Below are 18828 nucleotides of genomic sequence, written 5' to 3' on the forward strand. Positions count from 1 at the left end.
TGCCACCCGAATAAAAAGGTAAGAACATATTACCTGGCGGCCTGCTTTGAAAAATAGGGTTTTCATAGAGAACAAGCTATCTGCTTGCACGAAGGATGTTCAACATAGGTACCAGCGCGCAGAATAGAAAGACATACACATGATACGTAAAATCGTCTTCCCTCGGATTTCTGAAGTGCCAAATGCGGTAAGCGATGTACCAGTGGATCCCAATTTCTACAAGCAGCAGGCATCTCAGTTGGATAGTCCCTAATATATGAACCATTGTCACCTGCGTAAGCATGGCTATTAGCACCAAAGCAGGAGATATGATTAAATATTGAAATATCATTACCAGACGCCCTTTTTCCTCACCAAGTGAAATTGTCAAGGTTTTGCGTCCCATCAAACGATCACCTTCGACATCCCGAAAATCCTGTAGCGGTAAACTTGAGCCAGCCCAAATGCTTAACAATGCGAAGTACCAATAAACATTTCCGGCGATCTTCCCTTCCGGTGAGGCAATAACCCATTGGGCTGTAAATAAAATAAAAGTTCCTAATGTCATTCCGAGGTGGTTTTTGGTCAACCAGTGTGATGACCATCCCCATTGATTCAATCCAGCTGTAACGACAATCCAGGCGACGCTTATAAAAAAAATGTGCAAGTAGAAGGCTAAAATGAGGAAGAGGACATTATATATCAAAAAACGAATCTTAGTTTCTTTCTGTGTGACAAATCCTGTAGGCAGGGGCCGGTAAGGTTTATTTATTGCATCCTCGGCTATACTATGTAGTTGATTACTTATGCAAAAAGTGTAGATGTATAAGCTTGCGTAGATAAGGCTGAATAGCAGCTGTCCTGGCAAGTACCGGATCGGGGGACGAACATATATCCATCCATTAAAGAAAGCTATGACGGAGGGTACAATCGTATCCTTAATATCATTGCTGATAAACCGCCATAGGATGACAATCTCTCTCAGAGCGAAACGGCAGCTGTAGAAGCTGCGGTAACGGCTGCTTTTACGGCAAAGAACATTCATGGGGCACATATTGTATGTGTCCTAAGTTAACGATTTATGCCGCAATTTTACTACAGTGTACCGGCCACCTTTTTATCTCTGCATATCATTATTTTAAATTTTCTAATAATATTGATTCTAATTGTTTATGATCTAACGGCTTGCTTAAAAAATCTTTGCAACCCGCAGAAAGAAATTCATCTTTTTCATACACCGAACCGGTTACAACAACGACAGGGATAGATTTCAATTTACTATCGTTTTTGATGTGCTTAAGCACCTCCATCCCATTCATCTTCTCCATTGTTTTATCCATTAAAATCAAGTCTGGAACTAATTCCTGCGCTTTCGCCAGACCAGCCTCACCATCTATTGCTTTGTACAATTTACATCCCTGTGTTAGTACCCGGACTGAATTGTAAGTATCCAGGTTGTCATCAATTACCAATATTGTTTTATCATTAAAGGAATGTGTAACCGGCTTTTCATCATCCATGGTCACAAGCAGGTCCTGTCTCTGATCGACAACATTCAATATTGTGACATAGAATGTTGTGCCATTCTCAGCTGTACTAACTACTTCAATTTCTCCTCCAAGCCTTCCAACAACCGTTCTCACTATATCCAAACCAATACCATTCCCCTCGGTCCCGCTGCCGGTTTCACAGGCTCCTTTGGAGGTCACATAACGCTCAAACAGGTTACTGCGTACCTCTGAAGGTATATATCCAAAGTTATGTACTGCCATTTTAAATCCCCATCCCTCAACATTAGACAACGTGATAGTAATAATGGTATTATCAGCTCCATATTTCGATGCATTAGAAATCAAATTGCCTAAAATTTGAGTCAACATTAATCTATCTGTACTGATAATGGGACGCAAATCACGATATTTGAGATGGATAATTTGACCTTTTTCTTCAGCATTAGGAGAAAGCATATCTATTACTGACCCGACCCAGGGCAAGACAAGGAACGGTTTACTATTAAGCTCATAAATTCCATTTTCAATTTTTGCCAATGAAATTACACTGTCAATCATCAGCTTTGCATAACTCATAGCCGGCTTAGCTCTTCTTATATACTGGTCAAATATGGCCATATCTTCGGGAGAATCCAATTGCTTAATGTACCTTTCAAGCCTTTGAATACTCTGAGAAATCGGATTTAGGGCATTCCCTAACTCATGTGTTGTGTCAGCCAAAAACTTCCTCCTTGCCTTATCATATCCTTCAATGGCTCTTGCCAGCAACCAAATTACCCCAAGCATCAACACTAAAATACCGGCATTACTTAACCATCTGAATAAATAGTAGTTATGATGATTACCGAGCGGCAATGGTTTTATTACGCCATAATAATTATTCAATTCGGTTACAAACATTACCATTGCAACAATACCTATTGAGCACCATTTGTTAACATCATTGCGAAATATCAGGGTTGTTCCACCAACTAAAAACACAAACAAAAAAGCAGCAATCAACATAGTGGGTAGTACCATCCCTAATAATGCGCCAAAGTAAACAGCACCAAAGCAATGTATACCCAACACACCATATTTCGAGAGCCGACTTTTTCCAAAGTAATTCAGCACCACTAAGGCAATGAAACTACTACCTTCAATCAAAACCCCATAAAACAGCAGCTTGTCGGGGAGTATACTATAAAAAAAGAATCCAATGATATATACCATCAATCCCGTCACAATTCCCAGGACATTAATAATCTGAATCGCCTTCCTGTCTTCAATGGGAGCTTTAGATGTTCCAATATCGATAATCGATTTAACAAAGGTAACAGTGTCGCTTTTCATGGATTTCATGCCAAATTAAATTTGAGGACTTTTGTTGCAGGTTGTTTCTAATCGTTTGGGCGTTAAGGCAGGAACAAGACTATAAGTTTAAACATCTACTTTGTCAGGATAAATTAAGAATTTTTACCGGAAATAAAAAAAAGTCATCGAATACCCCAACAACGGTAAAAAACTGTTTCTGTCTATCTCAAGCATCAGCCAAATAAAAGATATATTATCAATCGTACTAATACACTGCTCGAAAACGCCCATCCAGGTGGTTGAATACAGACAACGTTTTAGAAGACAAAAAGTACTTGTCTATTTTAGCTTTTTTATCCACTAATTGTCCAGAGCCTATTATTTAGCGGTATATATATACTGGATATAGTTGACTAAATTCCTATCTTTAGTAGGACTTAGCATTCATTCCATTAACGGAATAACCACCACCATATCCCCTTCACTTTACACCAAAACATTATGATTCCAATTCCTTTTGATGAAAGACTAGACAGAAATGCGCTGCATCACCTCTATGGCACCAATGCCGCAGATGTATCAGCAGTATCACATGCTGAAGCGATATTTTCCGACTACATAGAAAATATGGATAATTATATCAATTCGTTGATAGATTCAGCGAAGGCAGCTGACTACTCAACAGGAAAGATCGTCTCCCATACATTGCTCACAAAAATACGAAGTGTGGGGCTGACAAATCTGGAAAAACCAGCCGTGGAAGTTGAGCGTTTATACCGAATGCAGGAGAACCCAAAACAAATCATTGTTTCGGTGGAGGCATTCCGGACGCTCGAAAAAGAATACCGGCAGATTATAATAGATCAACACATTTGCCTGCAGGAATTTCTGAGTTTACGCTAGACACGCTAATTCCCCGGTAACTGCAACCCTCCTTTCCACCCCACCGGCAGCTGCTTACAATTATTTAACTTGTAATGTCTGCCGCGCAGCTTAATTTTGAGCGGTATGTCAGAAAAAGGCCTGTATGCATCCGTCCACTTATACCAGCCAGCTAGATAAATTGAATGATGAAGCGCTGTTGGAACAATTCCGGCAGGGCAACACGCCTGCGTTTGAAGAACTATACAAACGTTTCTGGGGCGTCCTTTACCTACAGGCCTACCGCATACTCATACACGAAGAAGATGCACAGGACATTGTACAGGAAGTATTCACAGCCCTCTGGACCAAAGCAGCCGGTATAGAACTGTCGGGCTCATTAGCCGGTTATTTATATGCCGCCACGCGCAACAGGGTATTGAATATGCTGGCTTCCAAACGTACTTACCGCCACCACCTGTCGTCACTGAAACAGTCGCTCTCCGACGCGGACAATAATTCCCTGCAATACATCACGGAAAAAGAGATGGCCGCCCGTATGGAACGAGAGATCCGTGCCCTCCCGGCTAAAATGCGGGAGGTATTTGAACTGAGCCGGAAAACAGCGCTCACCCATAAAGAGATCGCCCACCAGCTGCAGCTTTCACAGGAAACCGTGAAGAAACAGATCAGCAATGCTATCCGCACCCTCCGCCATAAAATGGCCCATTTCTCTTTTTTCTGCTGAGCCTATCCTGTTAATGTTAAAATAATCTGCCGCTGTCTACCCCTCTTTTTATTTTCATCTGTCATATAGGAAAGGTACATGCCTTTTCATATGCCCATGCATGACGTCAAAAAGCTACTGAAGAAATATGTAGCCGGAAAATGTACGCCGGAAGAACAGCTGTTGATAGAACAATGGTATCAACAGGAGAGCGATAACAGCCAGGCTGATACCTCCGGACTACCTTTTGAGCACCTGGAAAACGCGATATGGCAACAGGTACAACGACAAACATCACCGTCTGCCAAACGGATAACGATGCCACGTTACACCCTGTTGAAAATAGCGGCCTGCCTGCTGGTGGTGGCAGGCGCCGGTATGCTCCTGTGGCTGCTCCGGCCGGCCAGGGAAAATATGCAGGAGGTATTTGCCTCCCAAACACAGCCGCTACAGTTAATGCTCGACGACGGCTCACGGGTATGGCTAAACGCAGGCAGCGGCCTGCGGTACCCCGCCCGCTTCACCAACGGGACCAGAAAGATTGAACTGCTGTCCGGAGAAATATGCCTGGATGTCAAACAAGACCCGACACGTCCTTTTATCATTACATCAGGGCATGTCAATACCCGGGTACTGGGCACGGTGTTTAACGTGCGGATGTACCCGCAGCTGGCCTTCCTCCAGGTAACCGTACAACAGGGCAAGGTGGCCGTTCAGCGCGATGCAGCACAAAAGGAAGTGGTGGTGCTGCCCAATGAACAACTGACCATCAGCAACGGATCGCCCGCATTCAGCAAAACTACTGTAGATGGAACTGCTATAAATGGCTGGACTACCGGCAGACTACTGTTTAATAATGAAAGACTGGATGTGATAGCACTACTGCTACAAAACAAATACAACAAAGAGATTTCCTTCGCCGACACCAGCCTCGGCTCCTATCGCATTACTGCCGGCATGGAGGCTACTGATTCGTTATCAGCCGTACTGGACCTCCTTTGCCTGGCAAACAAACTAACCTATTCTTCGGATGGTCAGCATATTATTTTTCGAAAACAAACACATTAAAACATACCGCCTATGTCTGTCACGTAAGGTCAGTAAAAAGCCGGCAAGGGTAACCCCACCGGCCCGCTAAAGAAAAGATCAATGCGTAACGCCAATCACTTATTGATCTTTCTTACTGGATTTTATTAACGCTTTCATCAATTATTAAAACCCGTATAAAGGTATGAAAATTTATACCAGAATTGTTGTGTCCTTACTTCAACAGATCAGGATGACAGGACGCAGCCTATTTATCCTTATAGCGATGAGCGCCCAACTATTGCCGGGAGCGGCTTCCCGCGCACAATCGCATGCCGGCACCGAAACCATCGACTATACGTTTTCCCGGCAGTCACTCAAAGAAGCATTTGCCATCATTCAACAAAAAACAAACTACCTGTTTGCCTACAACGAACAGCTGATAGCACCTTACAAAGCACCCGAACTGCATGTCAGGCAAAAGACAGTAGCCTGGACGGTCAACGAACTGCTACGCAATACCCCGCTGACTTATAAAATACAGAACAACAAAATCATCATCCTGGAAAGAGAAGTCACCACACCTGCAGCGCCGGCCTACGCGGGTGCTCCCGCAGAGAAAGTAAAAGGCAATGTCACCGATGAAAAAGGTATGCCATTACCAGGTGTAACCGTGGCGGTAAAAAACGCCAGCCGGGGCGATATCACCAACAGTGAAGGTGCTTTCTCCGTAGAGGCTTCCGTTGGCGATGTCCTGCTCTTTTCCATGTCTGGCTACATCCGCCGCGAAGTAAACATTACTACCCGGCAGCTGTCTGCGATCATCCTACAGGAAGATGTAAAAGGACTGGAAGAAGTAGTGGTGGTAGGATATGGCACGCAAAAGAAAAGGGATATCACCGGTGCTATCTCTTCCGTAAAAGGAAGCGACATTGCCGAACAACCAACGACCAACGCTGCACAGGCGCTAAAAGGAAAGGTGGCAGGCCTGGACGTGTTCAGCAGCGGCAATGAACCCGGCGCAGGGGCCAATATCCTCCTGCGCGGACAACGTTCCATCAAAAATGACAACAGCCCGCTGATCGTACTGGATGGCATTCCCATGGTAGGCGGCTTCAACGAAATCAATCCTAATGACATCGCCTCCGTAGAAGTATTGAAAGATGCGTCTTCTACAGCCATCTACGGCTCCCGTGCGGCAAACGGCGTATTAATCATTACCACCAAAAGAGGCAAGGCTGGCAAAACAAATGTTGCCTACGATGCCTATTACGGAATGACGGCTATCACTAAAAAACTCGATCTGATGAACGGTGAGCAGTTTGCACAACTGCGCCGGGAGGCCGCCAGAACCGCTGACCCTAATAACAACTATCCTGCTGATGCTACCCTCTTCGATGACATCGCCCTGCGCTCACTGGCACTGGGCAGGTCTACCGACTGGCAGGACCTGATTTACCATCACGGTGCCAAACAAAACCATCAGCTGTCTGTAACCGGTGGCAAAGAAAAAACACAATTCGCCGTTTCCTTTAACTATTTCAAAGAGAAAGGGATCATTGATAAAACAGATTTTACCCGCGGAGCCCTGCGTATCAATCTCGATCATCAGGTCAACAGCCGCATCCGGATGGGCGTATCCACGCTGGCCAGTATGTCTGCACAGAACGTAACAGACAATACCGTATTTGATAATGCCCTGCGTTTAAATCCGCTGGGTATTCCCTACGACAGCACCGGTAAATTGTTGTTCCGCCCCAACAACGATGAAGGACAACGTGTAAACCCGCTGATGATCATCAAAAACACCACCATTCAACGGTATAAAACACGCGTATTTGCCAGCATGTACGGTGAGTGGGACATTTTCAAAGACCTCACCTACCGCCTCAATATAGGCCCGGAAATGGAAGCGTCTAAAGATGGTTATTTCAAAGGCAGCGAAACAGACGACAACCAGGGCGGGAATGCCACCGCAGGTTTGAGCAATTCAGATATGTTTTCTATAACGGTAGAGAATATACTGAAATACACCAGACAGCTGTCGAAATCGCAGCACCTGGGCGTTACCTTACTGCAAAGCTCCCAACAGCAAACGGTCAACAGTTCCGGTATCAGGGCCAATAAACTGCCCTATGAGGCGCAAAGCTATCATAACCTGGAAACAGCCGGCGAAGTAACCGGCATCACCAGCGACTACCGTAAGTCGTTGCTGCTGTCTTACATGGCCCGTGTCAACTATGATTACAAAAACCGCTACCTCCTTACCATTACGGGCAGAGCCGACGGCTCCTCTGTTTTCGCCGCAGGACACAAATGGGGCTACTTCCCTTCTGCCGCCATCGCCTGGCGCATAGATGCGGAACCATTCATGCAGTCCCTCCGCCAGGTAAATGCTTTAAAACTACGCCTCAGCTATGGAAGCACCGGCTTCAACGGCATCCTTCCCTATGGCACCTTCAGCACCCTCAAAAAGAGCAGCTATGCCTTCGGGGAAACAGGGATGAATGGATTCCAGCCCGCCACCATCGCCAACCCTAACCTCCAATGGGAATCTACCACGTCTCTCAATGCCGGGATCGACTTTGCATTGTTTAACCATCGCATTACAGGCACCGTGGAACATTATATGGCCAACACCAAAAATATTCTGTTGAGAAGAAGTATCCCCGGCAGCACCGGCTATACAGAGGTATTACAAAATATTGGCGCTACCCGTAACAAAGGATGGGAGGTGACATTGTCTACCGTCAACATCAACAACGAAAATGGTTTTCAATGGACCACCGACCTGAACTTCTCTACCAACAAAAATGAAATCGTGCAACTGTATGGAGATGGGAAAGATGATATCGGCAACCAGTGGTTTATCGGCCAGCCGATCAAAGTATTCTACGACTACCAGAAAACAGGCATCTGGCAAACCAGCGAGCTGGAGACAGCCAAAAACTACGGCGCCAAACCCGGACAAATAAAACTGCTGGACAGAAACGGAGATAAACAATACAGTGATCAGGACCGCATCATCCTGGGATCAGAGTTTCCCGGCTGGATCGGCGGTATGACCAACCGTTTCTCCTGTAAAGGATGGGAGCTGGCCATTGTCATCAACACCCGTCAGCACTATCTGATCAATTCCAGATGGTTTGAAAACAACAACCGTTTGGCCGGCAGATACAACAACATCAACGTAAACTACTGGACACCGGAAAACCTTACCAATGATAATCCACGGCCAGACAAGAACCAGGAAAGCGTATACCTCGGTTCTACCCTGGCTTACAAAGACGCCAGCTTCGTGAGAGTAAAAAATCTCGCATTGGCCTACTCACTGCCATCCTTATGGTTACAACGCGCCGCCGTTAAAACTTTAAAGATCACCCTGAGCGCCGAAAATCCGTTTACCATTACGAACTATAAAGGACAGGACCCGGAATTTGAGTCAGATGGCACCCGCGCCATGTACCCTACCGTGAAAATGTATGCCATCGGCCTCAATGCTGCTTTCTAATGATTAAAAAAACAGGTTATGTTATTTAACAAACATCTTCATATACTTACTGCCATATCCTTTTGCTGCACGGTTTTCTCTTCCTGCAGCCTGGATGAAAAAGATCTGTATAAACCGGTGCCTGAAGCCATATACAGCACTCCCGCCGGCATTGCCAATGGTGTTACCGGCGTATATAACAAACTGAGAGGGCTATACGGCTCTCAGAAAGGCTTTACCGTTACTACGATGGGCACCGACCTTTTCCAACACGGAAAAGATGGCGGCTATAAATACATGGACGACTATTCCACCGCCCTCAATCCCGCGGATGATTACCTCAATGGTATCTGGAATGATTGTTATGCCGGCATCAACGCCGCCAATACCGTACTCGACAAAATTGACGCGGTGGCCATGGATGATAAACTCAAAAACCAATACAAAGCAGAAACCCGCTTTTTAAGGGCACATTACTACTACTGGCTTACGCTTCAGTTTGGCGATGTGGTGTATACCGCGCATGAAACGAAAGGAGTGGTAACAGATGCCGGCAGAACAGCGAAAGCGGACATCTGGAAAAGCATGCTGGAAGACACGCAGTTTGCGGCCGATCAGCTGGGCTGGACTTCTCCGGAATATGGACGCATTACCAAAGGTGCAGCCCTTCATCAACTGGCAAAAATCAGGTTGCTGCTAAAAGATTACGACGGCGCCGCTGCCGCCGCCATCAAAGTGATAAAAGACGGCCCTTATCAGCTGGTAAAAACCTATGGTGGCGTATTTGAATACAACAATCAACGAAATACGGAAATCGTATTTGCGGTGCAATACATCAATAATGCCCTGTTTAATGATGATGGCAATCAGGGGCATGCCTTCTTTACGCCCGCCTATGACCAGTTTGCCGGTTTAAAACGCGACCTGGAACAAGGTGGACGTCCTTATACCCGATTCAGGCCCACCGCATTTTTCAGAGAACTGTTTGATCAAAACGACGCCCGCTTCGATGTTACCTTCCGTTATACCTGGACCTACAACAATACCGCTACCCTGCCGGCAGGAAAAAAGATAGGCGACACCGTAGTATGGCAAATCTCACCAGGCGTAACCTCGTTGGTGGCGCCCAATAATGACAACATGCACTGGGGCATCAAAAAACATGATGATCCTACCCGCGCCAGTGTACAGGCACTTAACGGGTTCCGCGACTTTTTTGTATACCGTTTCTCAGAAACATACCTGCTGGCCGCCGAAGCATTAGTGCTCGCCGGAAAACCCACTGAAGCCCTTCCCTACTTCAATGCTGTCAGGACCCGGGCGGCCAAACCAGGCAAACAGCTACCCGATGTTACTGCTGCCCAGCTGGATATAGACCAGCTCCTCGACGAACGGGCACGGGAACTGGGTGGCGAAGGCATGCGGTGGATGGACCTTGTCCGCACCGGCAAGCTGGTGGAGAGAGTGAGGAAATACAATCCCAACGCGGTGAACATAAAAGAATACCATGTATTACGGCCTATTCCACAGGCGCAGATAGATCTATCTACCGTTAAATTCCCACAGAACAACGGATATTTTTAATTCAAAAAACACCCATAAATGAAACGCTGTTTTTTTTGTATAATGATATGGTGTGGCACCTGGGGATCCCTACAGGCACAAACAACGCCATCTACCGGAGAAAAGGTAGATTCCATACTGGAAGATTTTCACCAGCGCCCCGACAGGATACTCGTGGCCGCGCACCGGTCGGCCCATACCCACTATCCGGAAAATTCCATCGGGGCCGTCAAAGAGGCTATCAGACAGGGTATCGATATTGCGGAAATAGACATACGGCTGACCAAAGACAGCGTACTGGTACTCATGCATGATAAAACCATTACCCGTACTACCGGCCGGAAAGGGAACGTAAGCAGCTATACGTACGCAGAGCTGCAACAATTCCCGCTACTGCACAACGGACAGCCCACCGCCGAAAGGATACCTTCCTTCAAAGACGTATTACTACTGGCAAAAGGGAATATCATGATAGATGTAGACTTCAAGGCCGACAGCCCCGAAGCTGCCCGGCTGGCATATGCATTGATCAAATCTACCGGCACCACCAGGCAGGTCCTGTTCTTTATCTACGATCACAAAGATGCGGCCTTTCTCCAAAGCCTCGATCAACAGGTACCTATTATGCCCCGGTCACACAACGCTGCGGAAACAGCTGCTATCTTAAAAATGGGCAAGTTCCCCGTCATTCACGTGGATGATTCCTTTACGGATGGTGTGATGAATACTATCCGCGCGGCAGGGTCACGGGTATGGATCAACGCACTGGGCGACTTCGATGACATGGAAAGAGCGGCAGAAGATACAGGATTCGATCAGTTGCTGTCGAAGTTTCAACACGCCAATGTTATCCAGACGGATTTACCGGAGCAGCTGCTGCGGTATTTAAGGAAGAAAGGATGGCACCGGTAGGTGGTAAAGACCCATACAGCTAGTCACGACTTCATCTATGACGATAAGATGAGGTCGTGACTATTTTATTGGCAGATCGATGAGGTGATGGTAGGCTATTTTTTCACCTGAAAATAGATTCCGCCTCAGGGGTTCATCAATCTTATCAACATCCTGCTGACGATATAAGTAGGCGTATACAGCGTATTATCAGTAGATGAGGTAAGCGGTGCGTCCCGATCGATGGCATAGCTGAACACGCCGCCTTTTTTACCAACGGTAGGCTCCCAGCGTGCGTAGTCAAAAGCACGACCGGTACCATTTACCGGGTAGGTCACATCATACCATACATTACCGGGATAGCCTCTTTCTTCATAGAAGGAGAAACCGGGAACAAACTGTGTAGACCTGATATAAGGCGAAAAGGTGTTCCAGGTAGACTGGAGCGTGGATGCTCCGCGGCCATATGCCTGCAGCCATACATAGTCCACCATGGTATACACTTTTTTGAACAGACTATTGCTGCCACTCTGGTTGGTGTCGAACGTCAGCAGTTTACCGGTGCCTGATTTAGGTCCCAGGTATTTGGACAAAGCGGTATAAACACCGGCCATTCTGGTCAACTGCGTACCGGAGGGGTTACTTTCAATATCGATGTCATAGCCGTCAAATCCGTAGCGGTTAACGATACTGTCCATGATGCGCTTGGCTGTTGTGGCGTAGCCGGTGCTGTTGTCAGGCGCGCCGGGCGCCAGGTCCAGGTTACCGGTGACGATTACTTTGGTGCCTTTGGCATGTAGAGCGTTGATCCATTGCGGAACGCTGTCTGCGATCGGGGAACTGGGGCTGAAACAAAACAGGATCAGCACATCGAGACTGTCGGGCACCTGCGAGAAGTTAGAGCCATTGGGTGCGGCGCCGTAACAAGGGCCCTGAAACCGGTAAAAGCCGGCGTAAATTTCATGCGGGCTCTTTTTGTAAGCCATCAGGTTGCTGTCGGCAAGGGTACCAGTGGCAACCGCAACTTGTTTTGCCGCGTCTGTGGCTTGTTGCGACAGCGTGTTGTCAGTAAGATTTTTGGTGCAGGCATTCATCAGCAGGCAGGACGAAAACAGCAAAACAGCAGCCATGGCTGTTTGCACGGGATTTGAAATTTTCATGTTGTTCAGATTTGGTTTAATAAACAATATGTTTCATGCATGTATCCATCAGGGATATATACACTTGCTGCAATCTGAAAAATGAGGGCTGCAATGGGAACCACCGTTGTTTGTCGTTATTCACTGTCCGGCTATCGGGTTGAACGTGGAATCCGGGTGCTGGTTAACCTGCGTATATGGCTACGCCGTTGCTCATGATATTCGAATATACTAAAAGTTCATCATGGTAATTATAATATTTTTTACGTCTGAAAAACAACAAACTGTATTTTTGGGTGATGACCCATTTCCCACATGTATGAACAGCTAACTAAATATATTACCGCTCATAGTCCGCTAAGGGACGAGCGCCTGCAGCAGGTATTGACTTACTTCAAGCCGTTGCAGGTGAAAAAAAATGCGCTGCTGGCCAGGATCGGAGAACCTTCCAGACGTATGTTTTTTATTAACACAGGATGTCTGCGGGTATATTTTATCAAACCAGATGGCAGAGAAGTCACCCGGCGCTTTGCTTTCGAAAATTCCTTCTCCTCTTCCCTCACCTCCTTTATCAGTGGAACAACATTAAAAGAGGCCACCCAGGCGGTGGAACCTTCAGCGTTGCTGTATATGGACCGCCTTGATTTCTACGGTCTGCTGGACACCGTGCCTGGCTGGGACTTATTTTATCGGTACTGTCTTGAATACGCTTATGTGACCAATACCCGGCGCCTCGAAGATTTTATCACCCTGAGCGCCCGGGAGCGCTATCGCTTGTTGCTGGAGGAGAACCCGGAGGTAGTGCTCCGTTTGCCCAACAAGCTGGTGGCGAATTACCTCAACATCACCCAGGAGGCCCTCAGCAGAATAAAAGCAGCCCCCTGATTTATTGATCCGGATCAAACATTGCTACAGGAGATAATGGGACTTTTGTGTTCAAATATTTCGTGTATGCATATTGTAACATTAGAGGAACACATTGTCTTTCCTGAATTTGTCCGGGAGATAGCCGGAGCCGGACAACTATCCGCGATCAGCAGAATGGAAGAACAGCTGGCAGACATTACAGATGCCCGTTTAGCATCGATGAATGCAAACGGGATCGATATACAGGTATTGTCTGTAGTAGGAAAAGGCGCAGAGCTGCTGCCACCGGGAAAGGACCAGGCTTTTGCTGCCCGGTATAACGATGCGGTGGCCTCCCGGATAGCACCCTACCCGGACCGCTTTAAAGCATTTGCCCATCTACCGATGGCCTCCCCGCAAGCCGCCGCCGAAGAACTGGAACGCACCCACGCCGAACATGGTTTCTGTGGCGCGCTGATCAACGGGCTGACCAACGACCGGTTCCTGGACCATCCGTCGTTTGCGCCATTGTTGGAACGGGCAGAACAATTACAGCTGCCGCTGTACCTGCATCCAGGCCTGCCGCCGGAAGCGGTGGCCAAAGCTTATTATAGCGATCTGCCGGGATCAGCAGGCATGGTCCTCTCCTCGTTCGGCTGGGGATGGCATGCCGAAACAGCCCTGCATGTACTACGTTTAGTCTTTTCCGGTACCCTCGACCGTTATCCTGGTCTAAAAATTATCATTGGCCACATGGGAGAAATGATACCCATGATGATGGCGCGCACCGAAATTGCCGGCAAAAGCATAGGGCTTCAGCGGCCTGTAAGCCAAACGCTGCGGGAGCAGGTACATATCACTACCAGCGGCATTTTCACGCTGCCTCCGTTGATGGCCGCCCTGGCAACGTTTGGTATCGACAACGTCCTGTTCTCGGTTGACTACCCTTTCAGCACCAATGAAGCCGGCAAAAGTTTCCTGGAAAACATCCCCCTGCCGGCAGAGCAGCTAGCCCGGATAGCCGGTGGAAATGCAGCCCAACTGCTGGGATTAACGACAGCGCGTTAAACTGATCAATTAAAACAAGGTACCTTGTATCACTGCCGGCGGCACTGTAGGCTGAAACAAACCAACAATGGTAAATGGCTGTTTGCTGCTGGCATGTACCTGTTGCGCTGTGCCGAGGAAAAAATGTAAATCGCTGTTCCGCGCGTATTCATGCAGGTACTTCTTTCTTATCTCACTCACCGCTTTCAGTTCGCCCTGAGGGCCACTGTGCTTTTTTGCCAGCTTCCAATACAGAGATGCCAGTTGCCAGTCCTCCACTGGCAGGGTCATCTCCTGATTTTTTATGTCTATAAACCGGTAGGAAAATTTGTATGGCAGTTTTTTCATCACGGCAAATGAATCCTCGGTCTGTGGCGTCACTCTGCCACTGTCTTTCTCTTCCAAAAGCTTTTCAACGCGTTTGGTATCCCATTCCCGATCCGTCTCTTCCACCACAAAATCAAGTACGCGCAAGGGCTTAAATACGACCAGCGACGTATAAAACGCCTCATGCTTTGCTTCTACAATCAGCGGTTCCATATCCCTGTACACATTTTTCAGCACCACTGCTTTTCGCTCGCTCCAGTGATCTTCCGTACCGATATGCCCCGTTATTTTTACCGGAGCATCCGGAGCAACAGGCCTGAAGCTTTCCAGCCTGAAATCCCTGGTGTTGCGCACCAGATCAAGCTCCACCCAATTATAGAGCTGATATTGTTCATCGTAAGTTTTCTTTGAAAACGGAATCGGATATATTCTGATAAAGCTGCCATCTTTTCTGAAACCAGCTATACTAACTTGTTCATCATAATGGGAAGATACGATGGGGTAGCTTTTAACAGTGATCAAAACTTCTGTCACGGGCATGCTCGAAATGTTTTAATAAATATTAAATCCAGTGGTTCCCTTCTAAACTGTATGAGTCTTCCGGCATTCACCATCCCGCGAAAATAAGGTTAATCATTGAGAATCATCATCTTCCGGAGAAAAATATGAAATTGGGAGGGAGGGAAATAAAAAGGCCCTCTTTCGAGGGCCATCTGGTAGCATCTGTAAGGGATGGATGAAAAATCCCGGGTTTTACAACTTTATCATTGAATACCGGATCTATATTATCTTATTTAATTGTTTAAGCATTACCGTCTGTACGCCTCGCCATCGCTACCAGAATAGACCTGTCACCGGTATAAGGATTTCTTCCGTGGGAATAAACCATATTATCAAGCAGGAGCAGGTCACCCTTTTCCCATTGAAATACCACTTTACACTGGTTATAGGCGTCAGTGAACTGACTGAGGACCTCCTCCTCAATCGGCTCACCATCCCCATAGTTCGTTACAAAAGGCAGTTGGTCCTCTCCAAAATATTCCAGCACATCAGGATCATATAAACCTTTGTGCCCAAAATACATGTGATTGAACCAGACCTCTTCTTTTTTATCCGGGTGTATTCTGAAAGCCGGTAATGCCCAGGAAGTCCTAAGGTGCTCCGCAGATTCCCAGCTATAGGTAATTCCATTTTCATTCAGGTAGCGCTCCACTTTTTTCCTGTCGGTCGTCTGATAGATCTCCTGCCAGGAAAGACCTACGCCGGGTATAGCATTTCTGACATACAGAATTCCTTTCCGGCGAAATTTTTCCAGTATTGATGGATCTATTCTGCTGACCACCGCACGCTCATCTGCCAGTGGCGTTTCTCCTCCGGTCAACGCCGGGACCTGACAAAAAAAGGCGATGATCTGATTCCAAACCGGAGCATACGAATTCTCTGTATGCATATGGATAAGCTGGTCTGCCGGGTGCACTGTGGAGGTGTAAATCCTGTCTCCTAATTCTTTCCGGGGAGAAGTACGAAAATTATATTCCAGGGACCTCGAATACAAGGTTATGAAGGAACTATTGAACTCTTCCACGGAGGATAAGCCAGTGCCCCTTATCAGCAAAGCTCCATGCTGAGCTAAGTGCTCTTTCACATACTCACTATAATGATTTATCCATTGCAAAAACTCAGCCCCTGATCTTTGCCACGTAAAGATCAGGGGCATGGTCCCATTTTGTTCTGATCTCCCGATCAACATTTCATTTCTTTCCATAGTTAAAATTTTACTATTGCCATGTATGTTCAAATTCAAAGAAAGGAGCAAAATCTGCTGGTCTGAATTCAGGTAATACCTGGCCTACGTAATCCAGGCTCACAGGACCGGACAACCGCTCCATCCAGGCTTCAAATACATCCAGCTGCCCAAGCCGGTCTCCTATAAAAGTCTCTTCAACTTTTGTAAATGGAAGATATAACTCCGCTGATTTGTCGATAACATAATTCTCCAGATACATTTGGTTATACAACGCACGGAATAAAGGAAAAGCATCCATACATATGACCTGTATAGCCGATTCGGGAAACTGATGAAATCTGCTGTAGAAGGTTGTCCACCCGCTCTCCAGGTCCTTCATATAACTCATCATCCGGGAACTGGTAATATAGAAGTCCGACTCCACATGAATGATCTTCTCAAAGCCATATTTCTCAGCCAGTATGATCGCATAACAGAAACTCCTCCACCATCCCTGATAATTCTTTTGGGAAGGGCGCCCCATATTTGTGGGAAAATGCAACATATTAACCGGCTGCTGCAATTGTGGCGGGAGATTGTGGGGATCTGACACTGATACATCCGGCAACGCGACATTGCTTCCATCATCTATCAAAAAAAGATGATCAGCGCCCAGGGCATGCATTTTGTTTTCATAATATGTTACCCAGCGTTTATACCGTTCACTGCTATGGGCCGGATTTAGCGAACTGATATAGCTTGTACAAAAGATAAATGACTTCATATCACCAGCATACTGTCTTTGTTATACAATAGTTCTTTTTCACCAAAAAGCCGTTCGGCAATGATCCCTTTCTCCCCGCATAATGCTATCAGCTTGTTGGACTGCACAATGGGATGGGATTCTTCTGTGAGCTTAATACTTGTAATAAACTCAAGCCAGGGCTCCTGTCCCATGGCATATACATATACTTCAGCCGGATTAAATATATTTACCAGTGACATTCCCTTCTCACAGTCAGATCCGGACAACCGCCTGCTCAGGTCCTGACTCCTTGTCAACTTCTTTACCATTAGCGGTCCGTATAACCAGCTTAAGGGCGCACCTTCACATTCCATCCCCAAAAACATGACGTCTACATCACCGGTATGCCGTGCCACACGTTCGTACAATGCAGGTTCCTGTACCCTGGAATCTGCAAGGAACAATAACTTAAACTGTCCGATCTGTACGAGATAACAGGATTTAGTAAGAATATTAAGATCACTATGTTCCCCTGTAAAAGGTATCCCCGTAATAACGGCGTCCTCAAATCTGATCTCCTGCATCTCATCTATTTCGATTACATTGTTAAATCCGATGGCGTTCATCATGAGCTTCAGACTGGGATCTTCCAGCCTTCCGCCATATGTCCTGGGCACGATGAACTGTTTCACTTTATGTCTCAACAAAAGAAGGGTTTCCAATAGCACATGATCCTGATGATTGTGCGTGACAAGTACATAATCAATGCTGTCCGGCAAATCCGCATCTGAAAAATGTTCTACATCAGAATGGTAACCGTAATAACTGATCAGCGGATCAACCAGTATGCTCAACTCCCTGGTCTCAATAAGTATACAGGCATGTCCGAAATACCTCATGCGTATTTTATCTCCTTCGTACTTACGATATACAGGTGGAACTTGCTCTGTAAAGAAGGAGCGGAATAGTTCCTCCTGTTCAGGAGGAATATCCAGCATTTCCTTTATGTAATTAAACGACTGAGGTACACGCTTCATAGCTGCCATTACATCGATCCCTGCATGATGAAATGGAATAGGGAGTTGTAATACCCCCTCTTGTTCAATCTTTGGAGTACTCAGACAAAAAGGGCGTTCATCGTTGTTAGTCAGCCAGAACGCCATCCGCTGGTTTGAAGGATCGTAAAACTCGCTTTTAAATAAAAGAGATTCAAAAAAACGATAACCGGGCTGATTGTTTCTGTCATAATACAATTCCACTAATCCCCTCAGCAGCGCAGGCACTTTAGGATACAGCGATTCAAGTCCCTCTCCTGTTGCTTCCCTGGCCAACAAATCCTCCAGACTATTGATAGCCGCTGCCAGTTGCACCAATCGTTTTTGCTGTTTCAGCGTATCGTTCTTCAGCTTCTCTATTTCAGCTGTTTTTTTACCATCCAGGTCAATAAATGGTCCTCCCTTCATCTTCGCATTGCGTACGGCCTCTGCGTGGAGCTCAGGATTTTCAATGTAAGACGTCATAATAGGAATATGCCTGCCCATGAGGTTCATCGCTGCCGTCGCAGGTGAGATCAAATGGCTCCAGGCATACCATTTATTAACCAGGGGTTCAAATACTACATTAGGCTTAAGATATACATTGCGATCACTCATAAAAA

15 protein-coding genes are annotated in these 18828 nt (G+C 46.5%); 8 read left to right on the top strand and 7 right to left on the bottom strand.

Going from position 1 to position 18828, the window contains the following annotated elements; all coding sequences use genetic code 11:
- Window positions 1-76: 76 nt before the first annotated feature.
- Window positions 77-1033: a UbiA family prenyltransferase gene (locus ICL55_RS29840; protein WP_343067903.1), complete on the bottom strand. Its 957-nt coding sequence runs from the start codon at window positions 1031-1033 to the stop codon at window positions 77-79.
- Window positions 1034-1112: 79 nt separating this feature from the next.
- A complete protein-coding gene (locus ICL55_RS29845) occupies window positions 1113-2831 on the bottom strand; it encodes an ATP-binding response regulator (protein ID WP_188104608.1) in 1719 nt (572 codons plus the stop codon).
- Window positions 2832-3284: 453 nt separating this feature from the next.
- Here ICL55_RS29845 and ICL55_RS29850 point away from each other — a divergent pair, with 453 nt between their 5' ends.
- From ICL55_RS29850 to ICL55_RS29875, 6 genes are all read left to right on the top strand, one after another.
- On the top strand, window positions 3285-3686 hold the full coding sequence (locus ICL55_RS29850; protein WP_188104611.1) for a hypothetical protein: 402 nt from the start codon (window positions 3285-3287) through the stop codon (window positions 3684-3686).
- 124 nt (window positions 3687-3810) lie between these two features.
- The gene (locus ICL55_RS29855; protein WP_188104613.1) at window positions 3811-4392 is read left to right on the top strand and encodes an RNA polymerase sigma factor; all 582 of its coding nucleotides are present in this window, start codon (window positions 3811-3813) and stop codon (window positions 4390-4392) included.
- A 96-nt stretch (window positions 4393-4488) separates the two neighbouring features.
- On the top strand, window positions 4489-5439 hold the full coding sequence (locus tag ICL55_RS29860) for a FecR family protein (RefSeq protein ID WP_188104616.1): 951 nt from the start codon (window positions 4489-4491) through the stop codon (window positions 5437-5439).
- Between the two features lie 163 nt (window positions 5440-5602).
- Window positions 5603-8908: a TonB-dependent receptor gene (locus tag ICL55_RS29865; protein WP_188104618.1), complete on the top strand. Its 3306-nt coding sequence runs from the start codon at window positions 5603-5605 to the stop codon at window positions 8906-8908.
- An 18-nt stretch (window positions 8909-8926) separates the two neighbouring features.
- On the top strand, window positions 8927-10471 hold the full coding sequence (locus ICL55_RS29870; RefSeq protein WP_188104621.1) for a RagB/SusD family nutrient uptake outer membrane protein: 1545 nt from the start codon (window positions 8927-8929) through the stop codon (window positions 10469-10471).
- Between the two features lie 18 nt (window positions 10472-10489).
- Window positions 10490-11362 (top strand): glycerophosphodiester phosphodiesterase family protein, encoded by an 873-nt coding sequence (locus tag ICL55_RS29875; protein WP_188104623.1) that lies wholly within the window; start codon window positions 10490-10492, stop codon window positions 11360-11362.
- 125 nt (window positions 11363-11487) lie between these two features.
- Here the strand turns inward: ICL55_RS29875 and ICL55_RS29880 are convergent, their stop codons facing one another.
- Window positions 11488-12501, bottom strand: coding sequence for an EndoS/ChiA family endoglycosidase (locus ICL55_RS29880; RefSeq protein WP_188104626.1), 1014 nt, complete (start codon window positions 12499-12501; stop codon window positions 11488-11490).
- Window positions 12502-12795: 294 nt separating this feature from the next.
- Here ICL55_RS29880 and ICL55_RS29885 point away from each other — a divergent pair, with 294 nt between their 5' ends.
- Complete coding sequence (locus ICL55_RS29885) at window positions 12796-13365, top strand: Crp/Fnr family transcriptional regulator (protein WP_188104628.1); 570 nt, start codon at window positions 12796-12798, stop codon at window positions 13363-13365.
- Window positions 13366-13431: 66 nt separating this feature from the next.
- On the top strand, window positions 13432-14394 hold the full coding sequence (locus tag ICL55_RS29890) for an amidohydrolase family protein (protein ID WP_188104631.1): 963 nt from the start codon (window positions 13432-13434) through the stop codon (window positions 14392-14394).
- A gap of 9 nt (window positions 14395-14403) precedes the next feature.
- Here the strand turns inward: ICL55_RS29890 and ICL55_RS29895 are convergent, their stop codons facing one another.
- The 4 genes from ICL55_RS29895 to ICL55_RS29910 all read right to left on the bottom strand — a co-directional run bounded on the left by ICL55_RS29895 (window position 14404) and on the right by ICL55_RS29910 (window position 18823).
- Window positions 14404-15240: a hypothetical protein gene (locus ICL55_RS29895; protein ID WP_188104633.1), complete on the bottom strand. Its 837-nt coding sequence runs from the start codon at window positions 15238-15240 to the stop codon at window positions 14404-14406.
- Window positions 15241-15502: 262 nt separating this feature from the next.
- Window positions 15503-16465, bottom strand: a complete 963-nt coding sequence (locus ICL55_RS29900) for a TauD/TfdA family dioxygenase (RefSeq protein ID WP_343067904.1) — start codon at window positions 16463-16465, stop codon at window positions 15503-15505.
- Between the two features lie 13 nt (window positions 16466-16478).
- Window positions 16479-16970, bottom strand: a complete 492-nt coding sequence (locus ICL55_RS29905; RefSeq protein WP_223151643.1) for a hypothetical protein — start codon at window positions 16968-16970, stop codon at window positions 16479-16481.
- 236 nt (window positions 16971-17206) lie between these two features.
- A complete protein-coding gene (locus ICL55_RS29910; RefSeq protein WP_188104640.1) occupies window positions 17207-18823 on the bottom strand; it encodes an MBL fold metallo-hydrolase in 1617 nt (538 codons plus the stop codon).
- Between the last annotated feature and the right edge of the window lie 5 nt (window positions 18824-18828).

Source organism: Chitinophaga varians, from assembly GCF_014529945.1.
GTDB classification, from domain to species: Bacteria; Bacteroidota; Bacteroidia; order Chitinophagales; family Chitinophagaceae; genus Chitinophaga; species Chitinophaga varians.